Genomic DNA, 19,933 nt, shown 5'->3' with positions numbered 1-19,933 from the left:
TATAGCGCTAAGTGTTGACAACTTATTAATAATCGAATAACAAGGTGGCAGCAGCATTAAAAAAAGCGTTAGTGCATTACTACCTAGAAACTAATTAACGTCCTTCATTAAACTTCATACGGTTAACATCATTATGCCAGAAAATACGGGTATCCAAGCTTCTAAATCAGACAATCAAGGTATTGCTTATAAAGAACGCCTCAATTCTTGGGCGATCGCTCGTCAGCTTCCTAATACGCAACGAGAAATTGTGGCTCGCTTCCGCAGTCGTTCTGATGCAGATGGCTACATGCGACACCTCCCTCAAGAAATACCAAATGCTTCCTACATGGTGGTTTTTGATTGTCAACGCGAAGCATCTGTGATTTAAAGCACAAATTTAGGCAACAGACCTATCTGGAAAATAGGGAACAGAGAAAAAGATTTTTGTACTAAATTGTGTTCGTGTAGGGGGTGCTTTGTCCTTGCTCTGTTCATCAGCTTCTTTTTGCACTATTGTGCTGAAAAGGGAAGGGTTAAGGGGAAAATTCAATCCCTTTAACCCTTGTTTTTAATCTATTTTTTATATTGATTGGCATAGCTAGTTTAAAAGTAGGAGTATAAAAACTCTGGGTTTGGGTGTCTCAACACTTGTTAAAGAATTCCAAATGCAACGCCGATAGCGTACCCTACCAGAAGCAACCTACGCGCAGCATTTCTTAAATAGCGTCATAACCCGTCAGAAATATCCCTTACAACTTCAGATTGCAATTCACGCTTCATTTAAAAATTCTGGATGTTGTCAACAAGCATAATATACAAATATTTTAAGCTAACAAAATTCAGTAATTGCCCCCTTGCCATTGATATTTTAGATTACTTAAAAGTAAAAGTCAGTGCAATAAGCCCTGAAACTACTTGAGGGTTAATAAGTGATTAAACAGCAACGATATAAATGGTTAAAAGCTGTGATATTTTTCCGCAAACGAAAATTACTAGCTTTGTTGCTGGGGATTTTCTTCTCAATCTCTGTAGTGCTACTCTGCCAGAGACTTTTAATCCAAACTCCGGGGTCGTTAACACAAGTAGTATTGATAGCAGGGTTCTTGGTTGTTGTCTCGCTGACATTATCAATCTGTTTTGCCCTGGCAATGAAAGCAATAAATCAAGAGTTAACTCACAAGATTTTTGAGCAGAAACAAGTAGAACTTGCCTTGCGCGATCGCGAAAATCGTCTGCGCCAGTTACTAGAAAGCGTCAAAGTCATCCCTTGGGAATTAGACTTGAAAACTGGGCGATTTATTTACATTGGGGTGCAAGCGGTAAACTTGCTAAATTATGCGATCGCAGAATGGTACGAAGAAAACTTTTGGATCGATCATCTGCATCCAGACGATCGGGAAAAGTCCGTTCGTTTTCACCAACAAGCAACTGCTAAGTGTGAAAATCACGAGTTGGAATACCGAATGTTAGCAGCCGATGGGCGAGTTGTTTGGCTGCGAGAGGTTGTTACCGTAGTTGAACCAGCAGAAACTCCTATGACGCTGAAGGGGTTTATGTTTGACATTACTAATTTAAGACAGGTTGAAGAAACCTTGAGACTGAAAGAGAGGGCACTTGCTGCTACCAGTAATGGAATTATTATTGCCGATGCCAAACTTCCTTGTAATCCGGTTATCTACGTCAACTGTGCCTTTGAGCAAATAATAGGCTACAGTGCTACTGATCTGATTGGGCAAAACTGCCGATTTTTGCAACGCGCAGATATACAGCAATCATCACTCAATGAACTGCACTCATCTCTTCAAGATGGAACAAGTTGTAAAGTTATTTTCCGCAACTATAGCAAAGATGGTATCTTGTTCTGGAATGAACTGAGTGTTTCTCCCATACATGACGAAAATGGCAAATTAAGCCACTTTATTGGAATTCAAACAGATATTAGCCACTGCAAGCAAGCTGAAGCTAGCCTGCGTCGGCAAGCCCTCACTTTTGAAAATATGCATGATGGCGTAATTATCACAGATTTAACCGGAAATATTGTTGACTGGAATCCTGCTGCCGAAAGCATATTTGGCTATACCAAAGCCGAAATTTTGGCTAAACATATCAGTATTTTACATCAGCCGGAAGTATCCACAACATTAAGCGCCAAAATTCTCGAAAAAATTAAGCAGCAAGCACGCTGGTCAGGGGAAATACACTTTCTTCGTAAAGATGGCACTAAGGGAATTAGCAAAACAACCGTAGTCCCTTTACAGGATGAACAAGGAGAAGTTATTGCCACTGTTGGCATCAATCACGACATTACCGAAAATAAACGCGCTAAAGAAGCATTGCAACGGCAATTGCATCGCACCCTACTACTTGAACAAATTACTCAAGAAATTCGTCAAAGTCTTGACACCAGCAAAATCTTTGAGACGGCTGCTACCCAAATTGGACAAGCGTTTAAAGTCGATCGCTGTTTAATCCATTCTTACATTAGCGACCCCATTCCCCAAATTCCCTTAGTAGCACAGTATAATGGACTTCCCTCCTGCTCAGTGTTGGAATTAGAAGTCTCCATGACTAACAATCCCCATGCAGAGCAGATGATGGCACAAGAAAGTGCGATCGCTTCGCCGGATGTGTATGCCGATCCTTTACTTCAGGAAACAGAAGCTATCTGCCGAGAAATTGGGCTAAAGTCTATGCTGTCAATTCGCACTTCCTATCAAGGAGAACCCAATGGTGCGATCGGTTTACATCAGTGCAGCTACTTTCGCCAGTGGACACCAGACGAAATCGAATTACTAGAAGCAGTGGCGGCTCAACTGGGTATTGCTCTAGCACAGGCTTACTTACTGGAACAAGAAACACGCCGCCGGGAAGAACTTACTTTAAAAAACTTTGCCTTGGAGCGGGCAAAACGTCAGGCTGAAGCTGCAAATCGGGCAAAAAGTGAGTTTTTGGCAATGATGAGCCACGAAATTCGGACTCCAATGAATGCTGTTATTGGCATGACCGATTTACTGCTGGATACTGACCTTACCCCCCAACAGCAAGACTTTGTGGAAACAGTTCGCAGTAGCGGAGATGCTTTACTCACCATCATCAACGACATTTTAGATTTCTCTAAAATTGAGTCAGGAAAGCTGGAATTAGAAGAACAGCCTTTTGATTTGAGAGCTTGTGTTGAACAGGCTATTTCTTTATTAGCCCCTAAAGCTGCTCAAAAAGATATCGAACTAGCTTACCTAATTCAGCCCCAAGTTCCTACTCAGATTATTGGCGATATGACACGTCTGCGCCAAGTCTTGATGAATCTCCTCAACAACGCAATTAAGTTTACCGAACATGGAGAAGTGGTACTTTATGTTGAACTGGGGGCTGGGGATTGGGGTAAACACGGGGAAAATTCCTCTCCTCTGCACCCTTCCCCCTGCCCCTCTGCCTCTTCCAAGTCTCCAATCCAAATTCAATTTGCCATCCAAGATACAGGTATTGGCATCACATCAGAAAAGATAGAGCGGTTATTTCACCCCTTTGCCCAGGCTGATGTCTCCATGACTCGACGATATGGCGGCACAGGACTAGGACTAGCAATTAGCAAACGGCTAAGTAAGATGATGGGCGGCACTCTTTGGGTGGAAAGCCAAGGGTTTGTCGGTGGCAATCCTAGCCCTAGATGGAAAAGTGAAAAATTATTATCATCTTCTTACTCTTGGCAAGGTTCAACATTTTACTTCACCATTACTGCCCAAGTACCGACTCTACTAGAAACTGAATTTATTAATTCGCCGATGCAGCTTGAAGGAAAGCGCGTGTTGATTGTGGATGACAATCTGACCAACCGCAAAATTATCAGCTTGCAAGCAGAGTCTTGGAAGATGGAAACTTATGCTGCCAAATCTGGTAAAGAAGCTTTAGCTCAACTTGCTCAAGGAACACAGTTTGATATTGCCATTTTAGATATGCAAATGCCGGAAATGGATGGTATTAGCTTGGCTCGTCATATCCGCAAGCAATCTGGGTGTCAAAATCTGCCTTTGGTGATTCTCACCTCTTTAGGTAGAGAAGAAACTTCCTCTGACTTTAATGATGTAGAGTTTGCTGCCTCTTTGACCAAACCTATCAAACAGTCTCAACTCCACGATATTATTACACGTATTTTAGGAAATCAGCCAAATCCAGCGAATATTTCTGATTTTCCCTTGTTCGATCGGCATTTAGTCCATCAACTGCCACTGCGGATTCTTCTGGCAGAGGATACGCTTGTTAATCAGAAAGTTGCTTTACTAATGCTACAGAAAATGGGTTATTCAGCTGATGTTGTCACCAATGGGGTAGAAGTACTCAAGGCTTTGCAAAAACAGCCTTATGACGTAGTGTTGATGGATGTCCAGATGCCTGAGATGGATGGGTTAGAAACATCTCGGAGAATCTGTCAAGAATGGTCAGGTTTTCGCCCCCATATCATTGGGATAACCGCTAACGCGATGCGAGGCGATCGCGAAGTCTGTCTTGCTGCTGGTATGGATGACTACATCAGCAAACCTGTTCAGTTCCAAGAATTAGCTCAGGCACTCAGTAAATGCCCACGCCAAAGGAGTCTGGAAGTTACTTTCACAGTCAAACAAGATGAAGGGGGCAGGGGGCAGGGGGCAGGGGATTTGACCCTGGATGATTCGGAGCCATACGAGAGTTCAGGAGAGTTCTTAAATCTAAGATCCGTCTGTTCGCAGCAAGATATAGATGGTTTACCGATTGCATCGGGTAGTCTTCCTCTTGCCTTCGTTGATAAAGTATTGGAACCTTCGCAAAATATCCTCCAAGAAGGGCAAAAGCAGACATTAAAAAGTGACAAAATTGATGCCAAAATTCTTCAATCTTTAAGGAATATGGTCAGAGGAGATCGTGTTGTATTTGCTGAACTGATTGGGTGTTATCTTACAGAAACACCGAAGTTAGTACAAGATATTAGCACAGCGATCGCAACTCAGGATGCCCAGACTGTATGGAAGACAGCCCACCAACTGAAGTCTAGTAGTGCCTCTATTGGAGCGATCGCCTTAGCGCAGGTTTGCAAGCTGTTAGAAGCACAAGGACGTAGCAGTGAATTAGATAACAGCGTAGAATTACTCACGCAATTATACCAGGAATATCAACAAGTTAAAACTGCCTTAGAAAAAGAACTTGCGGAGGAAACGCCATGATAACCACTGCTCAAGAAAGCCAATCTTTAGTTCTAATTGTTGATGATGAGCCTTTTATCCGCATGATACTTCGGCATTTTTTAGAGCGTGAAGGCTATAAAATAGCGGAAGCTCAAAATGGTAGAGAGGCAATAAAAGCTTTTAACCAACTGCACCCTGACATTATCCTCCTTGATGCCATAATGCCGGATATGGATGGGTTCGAATGTTGCACTCATTTGGAACTTCTTGATTGTAGTAAGCACACTCCAGTTTTAATGATTACAGGACTTGAAGATCAAGAGTCAGTCGATCGGGCATTTGCAGTTGGGGCAATGGACTATGTTACCAAACCGATTCACTGGCCAGTTTTGCGACAACGGGTAAAACGCTTGATTCAGCAATCTCAGCTACAGCAAAAACTGGAAACCGTTAATCTGGAATTGCAACGATTAGTTACTATTGATGGATTAACTCAAGTCGCTAACCGCCGACGCTTTGAGGAGTATTTGAACCAAGAGTGGCAACGCCTGAAACGGGAGCAACGGCCACTTTCGCTGATTCTTTGCGATGTTGATTTCTTCAAATTATATAATGATACTTATGGGCATCGAGTCGGCGATCGCTGTCTTCAAGAAATTGCCAAAGCCATCAAAGATATTATTAACCGTCCCGCAGACCTAGTTGCCCGTTATGGTGGGGAAGAATTTGCTGTAATTTTACCTGACACAGAAACCGAAGGGGCAATTCATGTTGCCGAGAAAATTTGCTATGCTGTCCGAACATTGGCCATACCTCATCAAAGTTCCCAAGTTAGTGCTTATGTAACTATTAGTACCGGGTTTACAACAGAAATTCCTCAGCCAGATTCTGACTTGGAAGAAATGATTGCCGCAGCCGATCGAGCATTGTATCAAGCAAAGGCAGCAGGACGCGATCGCTTTGTGCAAAATATTCTAACTACTCAAAAATCACTTTAAGGTTGATACAAATAGGGAGCAGGGGAGCAGGAGGGAAAGAATTAGAGATAAATATATTTGTATCAGGTATTTCGTGAAATGGTATAACACCGTCAAAGCGAGAATTTCCCGCACCGCCTTTTCAAATTTTGGTTTATTGTATTTGGGAGAGTTTAGTTTTTCTGCTGTTATATCATGTCCGCTTGATTACTTATTAAACCAATACGGCTCAGTTAAGGGCTATTGATCAAAAATTTTGGTTTTCGAGACGCGATAAATCGCCGTCTCTACAAGTGTTTTGGTCTTATCTGAACTGTATTGGCTTAAATACAAGTCGTTTACCACCTTCTAGGTTGACTGCAAATTCACCTACCCGATCTCCCTTTAAGGGATGGGGATGACCTATGACTAATTCCGTGACACAATTAGCAGCACCAAGAATAGCTAATGACAAATGACAAATGACAAATGACTAATGACTAATTTAAAAATCCACTCCTCGTTTAAGTTCTACACCTTGATTTGCATAGTGTTTGTGGCAGTAAACCTCTGAATGAACGCTAGCCAAGTCGAAGTAGGCTGGTTGATTTTGACAACGGCCAGTGATGATAATTTCAGTGTCGCGGGGTTTGCGGAGTAAAGCTTGGACAATAGGTTCAACCGGGAGTAATTCTAAATCAACGGTGGGATTGAGTTCATCGAGAATAATAGTTTTATACATTCCAGAGGCGATCGCAACTTTCGCAATTTCCCAACCCCTCTCGGCTTCTACATAGTCTAATTCTTGCCGCGAATTGCGCCAGACAATGGAATCTCCACCGCAACGCTGATGATCCACCACTTCTGGATATGATTGCTGCAAGGCCGCGATCGCTGCATCTTCTGTGTAACCGCTACCACCTTTAAGCCACTGCATAATTAACACACGGGTAGACCCTGGATGATTGATTCCCCTACCAATGGCTTGTAAAGCTTTCCCCAAAGCACTAGTAGACTTACCTTTACCAGCACCAGTATAAATTTCAATCCCTTCCAGAAACAGGGCTTTGGCTGTTGGATGGTGATGAGGTTTCATTTCTGAGTGTAAATCTGCAATATCGAGCAATTTTTGGGGTGCAGCGCGTCCGGTAGCAATGATTTCTAATTCTTGGGGTTTGGATTTTAATGTCTTTACCACTTCATCCACTGGTAGCAAACCCAAATCCAGAACGGGGTTAATTTCATCCAAGACGACAACCGAATATAAACCGCTAGCGATCGCACCTTTGGCGACATCCCAACCCCGCATCGCTTCATTTCGGTCAAAGGTGGTAATTTCTTCTGGGCCAAAAAATTCGGCTCTTCCAGTACGAACCTGGTCTATTAAATGGGGAAATCCACGCTGCAAAGCTGCGATCGCGCCATCTTCGTCATAATCCCGTTCTGGCCCTTTTAAAAAACGCAGTAGTAAAACACGGTTAGAATCACTAGGCGTATTTATTCCCAAGCCAATAGAGCGCAAAACCACCCCCAAAGCCGCTTGGGATTTGCCTTTACCCATACCATCATAGATGTGAATTTGACCAATGAGCCGTTCATGACGCACTTGCGCCGTGCGAATACCGATACCGTTCCTTGTCATCTCTCAAAAACCTATAAGTGGCAGTCTTTAATTTTACCGAAAAGGGGAAAGGGGAATGGGGAAAGGGATCTTAGGGTTCCAGTGACTTAAAAGCTCTTGTTTCAAGTATGGACACTGATTTTTCTCTCTACGAGACGCTAAGAGCGAACGCACTACGTGTCTTAAAAATCTTCTTTTTTATTCTCCATATTTAAAAATAGGGGCTTTATACCTTGTGGGGAAAAGTTCTTTATCCTTTCCTTTCCCCCTTACCCTTTCCCCTTTTCCCCTTTTTGGTAATAATTTTCCCCATCATCATCAATATCCCAGTTATACTCTCTACAGTTAAACCTTACCCTTGACGATTTATGACTGAAAATTGGATGCTTCCGAGGATTTTTCCCTTTGGTGGAATTCTGTTTGACTTTTTATTTGTACTGATTGCCATCCCCATTGAAGCTTATATTTTGAACTATCGACTAAAATTTGACAAAAAAACCAGTATTTTTTATGCCATTTCTATCAATTTGTTTTCTAGTGTAATTGGTTGGTCTATATTTTTTGTAGTAGAACCAATGTTGCCAATCCAGGTGAGAGCAGAATTAATTAATTACATGTTTTTTAATAGTTTCAAATCACCAAATACGCAAGCTTTGCTAATATTGACTGCTTTTATAATTTTCTTTGCTACTTTTTTGATGAAGTTCTTTATTTTAAGGATATTACTATTCTCATTAAATGAGACATTTCCAAAGAAAGAAGAAGAAGTTCAAACCTTTCAACGGCGGCGATGGCGGAGTTTTAGCAATTTGAAATTACAAAGTAACAATTTGCTTATTACTATACTAATGGCAAATTCTCTGAGTTATACTGCTATAACTATTATTCTATTGTTTGGTGCAAAATAGCAAGAATTTACTGCATTAAAATAAAGATGAGTGATTAATTGATCGGGTGTAAGGAGGAAAATGAATACGCTACTTAAAGATGTATTTGGAGTTTTTAAATTTGTTGAAGGGCTTTATGCGGGAATTAGAAAAGTATTAGTTCCACCCAAAGCTTATTCTTGGCAGACATTTATTTATCTGAGTGTTTTCTCTTGGTTACTTTCATATTTTGCGACAGGTTATATTAAAGATGTTATTGCCTTTTTTGGTTGGTTATTTTTAATAACTGGCACAGCTTGGTATACAACTCAAGATCCTTTAAGAGTTCCTGGTACTTTTATGCCAGTTGGGGCAGTAATCACTGGATTTTTAGTAAGTGTTTTTGCGTTCGGAAATCAACAGGATGTAATTACACCAAGAACAATCGTTTTTTGGCCAACAATTTCAGCACTAATTACGGCAATACCAGAATTTATTGAAGGAACTGACACCGACGCTAAAGCTAGAATTCCTAAACCACAAGATCGTCAAAGAATCATAATTTTAGTTGCTAGTAGTATGCTGCTAAGTTGCTGGATTCAGTTTTATTTTGTAATGGATCATTGGTTTCAACAATATCCCAGTTTGCAAGCAGATACTTTTAAACGCAGTACCTTTGTTGTCAGAACAGAAGAACGAGCAAAAATCCCACAAAATGGTGCTGTAATTCTAGAGAAACTTCAACCAATAGTAGTAGAAGAAATAGCTGGACAACCTTGGTCAGAAGTAGAGAGATGGCTGATACCTCAGAAAAATCGGGAACATCAGGTAGTAACTTTGGGTAGAAAAGTAATTCAAAAAAACCTGGGTAAATATGAGGAAAAGGATTTATGGCGTGTTGAACCTCGTGTCTATAATGATACTGGATCTGGATATATATTAGATTTATTAAGTATTTGGAGAGGCCCGAGTTCTAACCCACGGGGCTATTACTTGAAAAAATCTTGTCGGATTAAACAACTTCCAGCAACCGGCAATTCAGGTAATAAGATTACAATTGCAGAAATTGAATGCGATCGCGCCAGTAAATTGATTGCTGGATCGCCGCCTCCGCAGCAGTGATAAGAGATCAGAGGAGGCAGGGGAAAAATGACAAATGACCAATGACAAATGACAAATGACTATTAACAGAATTTTTGTATTGGCAAAGAATGTGTTTCAGGAAGTGGTACGCGATCGCATCCTATATATTATTGGTTTTTATGCGCTAATCCTCGCCACTGCCTTCCGCGTTCTTCCTGAATTTGCAGCTACGACTGAAAACAAGATGCTTTTAGACTTCGGGATGGCGGCGATGAATGCCATCGGGTTAATTGTGACGATATTTATTGGTACGGGACTGGTTAATAAAGAAATTGAAAAACGCACTATTTTAGTGTTAATTGCTAAACCTGTCAGTCGCAGCGAAATTATCGTGGGCAAATACTTAGGTTTATCCGCAGTATTAGCTGTACTTGTCGCCACAATGACAGTAATTTATCTGATCTTTCTGCAATTTAGTAACGTTCCTCATCCAACGGCGAGTATTTTAATCGCTGCAATTTTCTTATTATTGCAGTTGTCATTAATCACTGCTATGGCTATTACCTTCGGTGTTTTTACTGCTTCTCTCCTAGCAACTATTTTAACCTTTGCGGTATATTTAATTGGAAATGTTACCCAAGATTTAGTACAACTAGGTCGTCTGAGCCGCAACCCTGGTATAGAATTTCTAACTCAAGTTTTATTTCTCTTTTTGCCAGATTTATCTAGATTAGATTTGAAAAATGATGCAGTTTATGGTTTGCAAGCCCTCCCTGACACAACTGCACTGATTACAAATGCTAGCTATGGCTTACTTTATAGTGCCATGTTGTTAGCGATCGCTATTTTTATCTTCTCGCAACGCGAATTTTAGTCATTGGGAATTGGGAATTGGAGTAAACAGCAAGTTATTCTCTTGTGACGAATGACGAATGACGAATGACAAATGACGAATGACAAATGACAAATGACAAATGACTAATAAATCATTATTTGAGGTTGCTTAATTGTGCCATCAGGCATGATAGTATCTCGAAACCTTGCAGAAATTAGCTTTGTCTGCCAAAGGTTTGCTTTACTCAAGTTTGCCTTGGTTAAATTTGTCCATGTCAAATCTGCGCCAGTTAAATTAGCCTCAGTTAAATTAGCTTCTAGTAATTTTGCTCCAGATAACTTTGCTCTTGTGAGACTTGCTCTCATTAAGTTAGCTTCAATCAGTGATGCTTCTATTAATTTAGCTTCACTTAAATCTGCTTCTCTCAAATCCACATCACATAAAGAAGCACCCCAAAGATTACTACCTATGAATTTCGCCCGCCATAAAAAAGCTCCACACAAATTCGCTCGTGTTAAATCAGCATTAGTCAAATTAGCTTCACACAAAGATGCTTCATACAAATTAGCTTCGCGTAAACTAGCGTGCATCAAATTTGCACCGCTTAAATTAGCACGAGTCAGGACACAGCCACCCAAATTTGCTCCACTTAAATCTGCTCCTATGAAGTTAACACCATTTAAATCAATTCCTTTTAGGTCAATTCCACTCAAGTCATATCCACTGAAATCTCGGCGCTGAAAATATTTATTTGTGATTTGACTTAAAATAAATTCCTGTTTATCAGCATAATTTTTCATGGTATTCACCTCTGGGTGTAATTTATCTCAAAGGTCGAGTGTGATAGTTACCGTATATTGAGAGTACACCCCAAATGCAGATTAGCTCAGTAAATAATCAAAAATAAATTGACTAAAAATCGCCAATCACCTGAAAATGCGCTTTTTTAGTAATTTTTAAAACAAAAAATGCTGACATAAGTCAAGAAACATTGATATAGCAAGGGACTGGGGACTGGAGACTGGGGACTGGGTGAAAAGTCTTTTTGTGTTTAAGTTTCATCATCTATTGATGTCCTAACCACCTTGGACTCTGCTATAACTTATGCCATTTTGGATTTTAAAGATATACAGATTTCCTGTAGATTAGTTAGCACATCTGTACTAACTTACTAAGGTTGATAGCGAAGGCTAAAGTAAAAGCCTTCATCTTGAGCGTTATTACCGCGATCGCTCAGATCGATAAATGGAAATCCATAATCGAGGCGCAAAAACAGATTATCAATTCCCATTGCCTGATTCCATATTAATCCTAAGCCAGCACCTACTAAAAAAGTTTGATTGGGTAGGGGATTAGGATTATTAGATTGATTCCAAACTGCTCCCATGTCTAGAAATGGTGCAAGTTGAATTATGGATAATCCAGATTCATTGCGCTGCACTGTGAACCGATCTTCGATCGCTACACGAAATCCATTATCCCCTGAACGAATATTTTGGCGATATCCCCTTACAGACTGTCCACCACCAATAACGAATTGCTGGGAAGGTAAAAGGCTATCTGGTGTTAACTGCAAGTCTGCTTGGACAAGCAGCAGATGATCGGCACTTAGTTGCTGGACGCGCTGTATTTGACCCAACCAACTAAAAAAGCGACCATCGGGTATAGGGCCATTGTTGATAGTTGCGTTTAATACGTCAATGCCAAAATTAAATTGCGATCGCAAAAACCAAGCTCCTTGAGGTTCGCGCCTGATATAATCTTGAGCAAATTTAATTACACTGGTGCGGCTAACGCCATTGGCATCAGGGCCAATTCCAAAGGGGGTTGCCAAGTTTTCAAAGAGAAAGGTTTGGCCATCTTGATAGGTAAATCCCAACGATAGGGCAAATTCTTCTCTTGGCGATCGCACCAATGGTTGACGATAATTGATTTCATAAAGATCCTGGTTTGCCCGAATGCCAAGGGCATCAAAGGGTGACTCGGTAATTTCATTGCGATTAAATGCGGCTCTAATCTGCACTTTGCCATTCATCGCGTTAACGGGAACTTGATAGTTAAAATCAAAGGCATCGGCACCACCAGAAAGGGTGTGGTAGTATGAGCCTGCTAACTCATCACCCATTCCGGTTAAATTGCGATCGCGCAGTTCAATACCCAATCTTTCCGCCCCAATACTCGGAGGCGAATAATTGTCTACACCCAAGCTACCAATTAAAGTTCTTGCCTCTTCAACTCTGACAATGAGAACACTTTGACCAACCTTACCCGTTGGTCGCAGACGCGCTTCTACATTTGTAAACAGAGGATCGAGTCGCAACAATTTCAGTTGTTCTTCGAGCTTACCACTATTGAGAGGAATACCCGCACCTAGTTGGATGCGACTACGAATATAAGATGGATTTAATCGCCGCGTCCCTTCGATGTCAATCTTTGTCAAACGCCCTTCAATCACCCGAATTACCACCACACCATCGGCGGTACTAGGTTGCTGAATATCTGGAACTGCTCTGGAATTTATATAGCCTTTATTTAAGTAAAGTTGGGTGATAGCATCTGCAACTTGTCTGATTTCTTCTAAAGTCAAGTCCCGTTCTTCAAAGGGTTTGACTACTGGATTAAAGTCATTTTCATTAAATACCGTGCTATCTACAACTTGGATTTTACGAACCCGAATCCGTTGTGGTGTTTCTGGTTGAGGGTTCGATTCTGGTTGATTGGGGACATTTACGGGGGAAGGTTCTGTCTCCTGTACTATTTGTAACCCTGGCTGACTACTCCTTTGAGTCGAGTCCGGTGTAAAGTTATTTGCTGTAGCTCTAAGTCCATTTACAGTTACAATCCAGACCGCAGGTAAAATTAGCAAGCTGCACTTCAAAGTGAAGCTGTACTTATTCCATTCAGTATTAGCCAAAGGCAAAGTGTTTAACTGATGAGAAAAACGGACAATTCTTTGCTGAGTCGTTGTTTTCGGCTTAATACCAGTTTTTGTATCTTTTCTCATTTCTCCTCAGTGGGGTGCCTTATTTAACGACTGGGCTGATTTTGGTTTTTGAGTATGCTACGGGTGTATGAATATTTCAATATCATATTTTTGACATCCAGATTTCAGAAGATTTGTAACTAAAAGTATAATTAATGCCGTGTGCAACCAGGTATTGCTAGTTGTAAGGCGACGGGTTGAGTATTAAGCTGTGTTGCGTCAGCTAGAAACGGTTCTAAATCGGAAATAGTTAGCGATCGCAACAATTCCATTATTTCACCCCAAGTCCCCATTGAAGGTCAGTTCTGATAGGTTTTCGTGTTGTCTGCGCGGTCAAATTTATCTTGTGTGTGCGCTTATAAAATTAATTGACTAATGCGTTTTAATACACCTAGTACCTGTTGGAATTCTGCATCTCGTTCAATTGATAATGCATAAGAACGAGCATATTTTGGCTTTTCTTGCTTAACTAACTTCACAAAAACAAACTCTCTACCGTTGACAAGTAACCCAAACATTGGTCGTTCAATATTGGGAATATCAAGCATATAAGCGAGTGCTTGAGGTAATGCGTTTAAGACATCAAACTTAGTGTTTTTAGATTCAAGAACTAGTATCCAAAGACGTTTTTAAATTACCAAAACATCAATGTTACCTTTGACTATTATGCTTTCATCTACAGCAGAAATATCAGTAGATTTTTCAGTTTCAATTTCAAAAGGTGGCTGATAAAAACCAACTAAATCAAGCAGTGGAGACAGCACTACCATCTTCACCGCTTCTTCTGACATCGGACGACTTGAGTTAAATTTAAATAGTTACTTTTAACTCGTTCTAGCGAGAGAAATTCTGCATCATTAACCGATGGTAAATCATTTGTCCATTCTGTAAAAAAATCAGCATTTGTAACCAATTGTAAACCAAATTTTTCTTCGAGTTCGTAAAGGCTGATATCCCGCGCTGGGATTGTTTGTACCATAATTAATTTACGAATAAGAAATACATTTGTATTATAAAATGACTAAAAAATTATCGTAAATTAAAAGGTTCTCTCAAACCTTAACCTTTGTAACGTTAGGGAGCAAGAATTAAAGCCTCTCAGGAGTGGGGGAGAGGTTTGAAAGCGGGATTCTAAGAATAAGTTGCACATCGTGTTAATTAATAACAATTTATTCTAAGTGATACCCCTGAGCATTATATTGTGGTAATAGGTAGAAAAGTTGAGAATACTCCGATGTCAGCACTGATCTCTATAGTCATCGTCAATTACAACCGGGAGTCTTATCTTGGGGTAGCGATCGCCAGTGTCTTAGCGCAAACATGGCAAGACTTTGAGCTACTAATTTGGGATGATGGCTCTACAGATGGCTCAGTGGCGATCGCTCATACTTACGCTCAACAAGATAAGCGGGTGCGGGTAATAGAAGCACAGCATCAGGGATATACGGCAGCACTGCAAGCAGCAATCAACCTAACTAACGGCACTTATTTCGGTTTAGTAGACAGTGATGATATCCTAGCCCCCACCGCCCTAGCTCAAACCGCTAAAGTTCTCAACAGTCATCCAGAAACAGGATTTGTTTACACCGATTACTTAAATATCGATCGACACAGCAAAGTAATCGGCTACGGGCATCGCTGTAGCATTCCTTACTCGCCAGAAGGAATTTTAGTAAACTTTATGACATTTCACTTCCGCCTGATTCGGCGGTCGGTTTACGATCGCGTGGGAGGTATTAGCAAATCGTTCCTCTGCGCTCAAGATTATGACCTATGTCTGCGGCTTTCAGAAGTAGCTCAAGTGCGCCGCGTTCCAGAGCCACTTTACCTCTACCGGATTCATTCTCAAAGCATCTCTGTGACTAGAAGAAAAGAACAAATTCTCTGGTCTAAGCGGGCGATCGCTCAAGCTCTTTGGCGACGCGGATTAGCAGACAAGTTACAAATCGATGTAGAATTGCCCGCAGGTCGCTTCATATTGCGGCGAAGAAAACCTTTACTGCATAAAATTGCCGCTTCAGTTCTAGCTATTGTGCCTCTGGTAACTGCCACGAGTGCCGGATTAGCCCAAACACAACCAATTGTCCCTGCTGCTGATGGGACAAACACAATTGTCACACCAAACGGTAATCGACTTGATATCACTGGGGGTACAACTTCTAGGGATGGTCTTAACCTCTTCCACAGCTTTCAGCAATTTGGGATTTCACCAGAACAAATTGCCAACTTTCAAGCTACTCCGGCGCTGCAAAATATTCTCGGTCGAATTACAGGTGGAAATCCTTCGATCATTAATGGCTTAATTCAGGTGACAGGAGGCAACCCTAACCTCTTCTTGATGAATCCCGCCGGATTTGTTTTTGGATCGAACGCTACTTTAAATGTGCCTGGTGCTTTCACGGTGACAACAGCTAATGGCATCGGTTTTGGCAGCAGTTGGTTCAATGCCATAGGTGTTAATGATTACAATGCTTTGGTTGGAAACCCCAACGGATTTGCCTTTAGTACAAACCAGCCAGGAGCGATCGTAAATGCTGGAAATTTGGCAGTAGGTACTGGGCAGAATTTGACCTTATTGGGCGGTACTGTAGTCAACACCGGGCAAATTTCAGCACCGGGAGGACAAATTTCTGTCACATCCGTACCTGGACAAAATTGGGTGCGTCTGAGTCAACCAGGAAATCTGTTGAGTCTGGAAATTCAGCCCCTTGCCTCTAGTAGCACTCAACCCAATAACTGGACAATTCCCATCACCTCAATACCGGAATTGCTCACAGTTGGTAATACGGGATTAACTGCCAATTCTGATGGGTCTGTAAAATTGACAGGCTCCAATGTAACAATTCCCACAAAACCAGGAACAACCATTGTTTCTGGTAAAGTTGATGTATCGAGTCAAACAGGCGGTACTGTAACTGCTTTGGGTCAACGAGTCGGAGTGATTGATGCCAATATTAACGCCTCTGGAACCAATGGTGGTGGTACTGTCTTAATTGGCGGCGATTACCAAGGAAAGGGGACTTTACCCAACGCAGAGCAGACTTATGTTAACTCCAACTCCGTCATTAATGCCGATAGCAAATTGAATGGAAACGGTGGACGGGTAATTGTTTGGGGTAACGATACAACTCAATATTTTGGTAACATTTCGGCACGTGGAGGAGCAAATGTCGGCAATGGTGGTTTTGTCGAAGTATCAGGCAAAAATTTCTTGACCTTTAACGGTTTAGTCGATACTTCAGCCGCCAATGGTAGCTTTGGTACATTATTGCTAGACCCCAGCACATTGACCATTATCGATGGTGGAGTAGGGACTTTTGATGGTACAGCAGGCAATATTGCTTTTGGTAATGCAGATATTGGGGCGAATACAGTTTCATGGGAAGCGATCGCAGCGTCCGGTACAAATATCGACTTACAGGCCACAGGCAATATTACCATCAATGACATCACCGGAGCTACAGCCGGAGTAACTACTGCCGATGGTATTGCTAATTTAAACTTGGGTAGTGGTGGTAGTTTCAACCTCACCTCACAAAGCGGTTCTGTAATCTTTATTGACCCTACCAACACAATCCAGACAAACGGTGGAGCCATCAACATTTCAGGAGCTAGTTTATCGCTGGGCAATCTAAATACAAGTACTATTAATGGGGACAGTGGCAATGTAACTTTGTCTGCAACTGGCAATATTACTGCGGGTAACATTACTACCAGCATTATTACCAACGGTGATTTCTATGGTCAGGGCTACTCGGCAGGTAATATTACAGTCCAAAGTACAAATGGTGAAATTACCCTAAATAATCTCGATTCTAGCAATGATGAAGGAGTTGGATTTGGTTATGGCGGTAATACTATTGATGCCGGAACAGTAAATTTGACTGCCGCAGGTGATATCCTCACAGGCACTATTAATTCCTCTTCAAATGATGCTAATAGCTCAGGTAAAGGTGGTGATATAGTCGCAACAAGCACAGCCGGTAGTATCACTACAGGAGCGATTGACTCCTCTTTAGTCAAAACCGGAGGTGGCAATTTTACTGGCACGGCTGGCACAGTCACTTTAACCGCCAGAGATAATATCACCGTTAATGGTGCCATTAATGCCTCGGCATCTGCCACCGGGGTCGATGGGACTGCAAGTGCTACAGGTGGCAATGTTACTTTACAAACTACCAATCCCTTTGGTAGCACAATTCGCTTTAGCAGCATCAACACACAGGCGACAACAGATTTTGCTGATGGTGATAATACTGTTCAAGGTGCTAATGTCCAAGTGCTGACCAACGGACTAGTTCAAGGAATAAGTACAATTAATAATGGTGGAACCGATACAGGTGTCACAATCGCTACTGGTGGAATTTTCGATTTTGGAGGAGGAGGAATTTCTAGCCTTGGTGGAGGCAATAGTGGTACTGTCACAATTCGACATGATGGTGGCCCAGCGAATGTAGATTTTATCGTAGGTAATGGGACGAGTGTTATTAATGGCACAGCCGGATCAATTGATGTAGGGAACGGTACAACACTCACTTCGGGTAACTTTCCAGTTTTGCCCACTGGCGGAGATGCTAGCGGCACGCCAAGCGGTATTAATATTACTTCCGTAAATACCCCGCCGACATTAGCGGCAAACTCATCACTACCCGATACCCAGACCAATCAAGCAGTAACCTTTACGTTCTCTAGTTTAGCTGCATTGGTCAGCGATGCTAACAATGACATCACCTCCATCAAGGTTGATGTGGTGAATACAGGAACTCTCACCGTCAATGGTCTTCCCGTTGTCCCTGGTGTCACTACCTTATCTAGCAACGATACTTTGGTGTACACACCTCCAGCAGATACTAATGGGTCACTAAATGCCTTTGTAATTAGTGCAAATGATGTCGTTTCCTCTTCTGCACCTGTACAAATAGGAATTAATGTCAATCAGACTCCAACCACGCCTCCAACCACACCTCCAACCACGCCTCCAACCACACCTCCAACCACGCCTCCAACCACGCCTCCAACCCCAACTCCTTCTCCTTGCACATTCCAGTGCAATCCAATTACACCGCCTAACCCTAACCTCCCTAGCTTTAGACCTGAACCCCCTGTTATTAATACCGATCCAACTCCCGAAGGCAATTTCACAGATGATTTTGCTGACCATTTAGGCGTAGCTAGTCCTAGAATGAAAACACTAGATGATGCTAAAGAAATTGCTCGCAAAATTCAAGAAGCTACTGGTGTTAAACCTGCATTCATATACACCAGTTTTGTCCCTGTAGAGATAATACCAGAGAGAAATTTAGGCAAAGCTCAAAAATCGACTAAACAGTTAAACACCATAGCAGAGCAAAGTAGCGACCAACTGGAAATAGTCGTAGTAACTGGAAAAGGTAATCCTATCCGCAAGCGTATCCCAGAAACAACCAGAGCCAAGGTTCTCCAAGTCGCTCAGGAATTTCGTGACCAAATAGTTAGTCCACAAAACCGTCGCCGCACTGGTTATTTGCGTTCATCTCAACAACTTTATCGCTGGATTATTGCACCACTAGAGGCAGATTTACAGGCGCAAGGAATCAATAATCTGGTCTTTTTACCAGATATTGGGTTACGTTCAACCCCAATGGCAGCACTTCATGATGGCAAGGGGTTTTTAGTAGAAAAATATAGCATTGGCTTGATGCCTAGTCTCAGCTTGACTAACACCCTTTATAAAGACATTAGAAAATCTCAAATTTTAGCATTGGGGGTTTCTCAGAGTACACAAGGACAAGAGCCTTTACCAGCAGTTCCCCTAGAGTTATCAACACTCGTGTCCAAACTTTGGCAGGGCAAATTATTGTTAGACAAGCAAGCCACCTTAGAAAATCTCAAAACTACCCGCCGTCAACAACCTTTTGGGATTATTCACATGGCAACTCATGCCGATTTTACTGCTGGCGCTTTGAGTAATTCCTATATTCAACTGTGGGAAGACAAGTTACGCTTGAATCAATTACGACAGTTGCGTTTGAATGAACCTGAAGTTGAAATGCTGGTGCTGAGTGCTTGTAGAACAGCATTAGGGGATGAAGAGTCAGAGCTTGGATTTGCAGGTTTAGCTGTGCTAGCAGGTGTGAAAACTACTGTTGCCAGTCTTTGGTCGGTCAACGATGCTGGTACAGCAGCCTTGATGACGAAATTTTATCAAAACTTGAGGACGGCTCCAATTAAGGCAGAAGCCCTCAGACAGGCTCAGGTAGCTATGGCCAAAGGGCAAATTTATGTTAAGAATGGTCAATTGGAAGGTTTGGGAGTAGTGGGGAACTTATCTTTACCTACTGAAGATGCTGATGAAGGGGAGCAATTACTTAATCATCCTTATTATTGGTCTGGATTCACAATGGTTGGCAATCCTTGGTAAAGTGGCCAGAGCATTGTAGCTTTGCATGGTTTACTTTCAGCTTCTAAGCAA

Annotated in this window: 14 protein-coding genes; 7 read left to right on the top strand and 7 right to left on the bottom strand. The window is 41.7% G+C overall.

All coding sequences use genetic code 11. The features are described from left to right. The first annotated feature begins 133 nt into the window (after positions 1 to 133). The 3 genes from RMZ41_RS07545 to RMZ41_RS07535 all read left to right on the top strand — a co-directional run bounded on the left by RMZ41_RS07545 (position 134) and on the right by RMZ41_RS07535 (position 6,136). Positions 134 to 370 (top strand): hypothetical protein, encoded by a 237-nt coding sequence (locus tag RMZ41_RS07545; RefSeq protein ID WP_322645399.1) that lies wholly within the window; start codon positions 134 to 136, stop codon positions 368 to 370. 541 nt (positions 371 to 911) lie between these two features. Then, positions 912 to 5,177, top strand: a complete 4,266-nt coding sequence (locus RMZ41_RS07540) for a PAS domain S-box protein (RefSeq protein WP_322645400.1) — start codon at positions 912 to 914, stop codon at positions 5,175 to 5,177. Further along, positions 5,174 to 6,136 carry a PleD family two-component system response regulator gene (locus tag RMZ41_RS07535; RefSeq protein ID WP_322645401.1) on the top strand — a complete coding sequence of 321 codons (963 nt, stop codon included), beginning with the start codon at positions 5,174 to 5,176 and terminating at the stop codon, positions 6,134 to 6,136. Before RMZ41_RS07540 ends, RMZ41_RS07535 begins: the two co-directional genes overlap by 4 nt. A gap of 463 nt (positions 6,137 to 6,599) precedes the next feature. On the opposite strand, the gene RMZ41_RS07530 is transcribed toward RMZ41_RS07535, so the two are convergent. Beyond that, complete coding sequence (locus tag RMZ41_RS07530; protein WP_322645402.1) at positions 6,600 to 7,736, bottom strand: cob(I)yrinic acid a,c-diamide adenosyltransferase; 1,137 nt, start codon at positions 7,734 to 7,736, stop codon at positions 6,600 to 6,602. 347 nt (positions 7,737 to 8,083) lie between these two features. On the opposite strand from RMZ41_RS07530, the gene fraC reads away from it, so the two are divergent. Genes fraC through RMZ41_RS07515 form a run of 3 tightly spaced genes read left to right on the top strand, consistent with a single transcriptional unit; the run spans position 8,084 to position 10,538 of the window. After that, positions 8,084 to 8,623, top strand: a complete 540-nt coding sequence (gene fraC / locus RMZ41_RS07525) for a filament integrity protein FraC (RefSeq protein WP_322645403.1) — start codon at positions 8,084 to 8,086, stop codon at positions 8,621 to 8,623. 60 nt (positions 8,624 to 8,683) lie between these two features. Next, positions 8,684 to 9,703, top strand: a complete 1,020-nt coding sequence (gene fraD / locus RMZ41_RS07520; RefSeq protein WP_322645404.1) for a septal junction protein FraD — start codon at positions 8,684 to 8,686, stop codon at positions 9,701 to 9,703. Positions 9,704 to 9,758: 55 nt separating this feature from the next. Then, positions 9,759 to 10,538: an ABC transporter permease gene (locus tag RMZ41_RS07515; protein ID WP_322645405.1), complete on the top strand. Its 780-nt coding sequence runs from the start codon at positions 9,759 to 9,761 to the stop codon at positions 10,536 to 10,538. Between the two features lie 104 nt (positions 10,539 to 10,642). Here RMZ41_RS07515 and RMZ41_RS07510 read toward each other — a convergent pair whose 3' ends face one another. From RMZ41_RS07510 to RMZ41_RS07485, 6 genes are all read right to left on the bottom strand, one after another. Then, the gene (locus RMZ41_RS07510) at positions 10,643 to 11,299 is read right to left on the bottom strand and encodes a pentapeptide repeat-containing protein (RefSeq protein ID WP_322645406.1); all 657 of its coding nucleotides are present in this window, start codon (positions 11,297 to 11,299) and stop codon (positions 10,643 to 10,645) included. 371 nt (positions 11,300 to 11,670) lie between these two features. Next, entirely contained in the window at positions 11,671 to 13,503 is a 1,833-nt protein-coding gene (locus RMZ41_RS07505) for a ShlB/FhaC/HecB family hemolysin secretion/activation protein (RefSeq protein WP_322645407.1), read from the bottom strand. A 131-nt stretch (positions 13,504 to 13,634) separates the two neighbouring features. Next, positions 13,635 to 13,775, bottom strand: a complete 141-nt coding sequence (locus RMZ41_RS07500) for a hypothetical protein (protein ID WP_322645408.1) — start codon at positions 13,773 to 13,775, stop codon at positions 13,635 to 13,637. A gap of 63 nt (positions 13,776 to 13,838) precedes the next feature. After that, complete coding sequence (locus RMZ41_RS07495; RefSeq protein WP_322645409.1) at positions 13,839 to 14,030, bottom strand: hypothetical protein; 192 nt, start codon at positions 14,028 to 14,030, stop codon at positions 13,839 to 13,841. Between the two features lie 81 nt (positions 14,031 to 14,111). Further along, positions 14,112 to 14,273 (bottom strand): hypothetical protein, encoded by a 162-nt coding sequence (locus tag RMZ41_RS07490; protein ID WP_322645410.1) that lies wholly within the window; start codon positions 14,271 to 14,273, stop codon positions 14,112 to 14,114. Then, positions 14,255 to 14,461: a hypothetical protein gene (locus RMZ41_RS07485; protein ID WP_322645411.1), complete on the bottom strand. Its 207-nt coding sequence runs from the start codon at positions 14,459 to 14,461 to the stop codon at positions 14,255 to 14,257. The genes RMZ41_RS07490 and RMZ41_RS07485 overlap by 19 nt, the downstream gene beginning before the upstream one ends. Before the next feature lie 255 nt (positions 14,462 to 14,716). Here RMZ41_RS07485 and RMZ41_RS07480 point away from each other — a divergent pair, with 255 nt between their 5' ends. After that, a complete protein-coding gene (locus tag RMZ41_RS07480) occupies positions 14,717 to 19,882 on the top strand; it encodes a CHAT domain-containing protein (RefSeq protein WP_322734355.1) in 5,166 nt (1,721 codons plus the stop codon). Positions 19,883 to 19,933 lie beyond the last annotated feature (51 nt).

Origin of the sequence: Nostoc sp. DedVER02 (assembly GCF_034530675.2) — a bacterium.
In the GTDB taxonomy this organism is placed as follows: domain Bacteria; phylum Cyanobacteriota; class Cyanobacteriia; order Cyanobacteriales; family Nostocaceae; genus Nostoc.
Note: the sequence above shows the minus strand (reverse complement) of the source record. Positions and strands in the feature narration are given on the sequence as shown.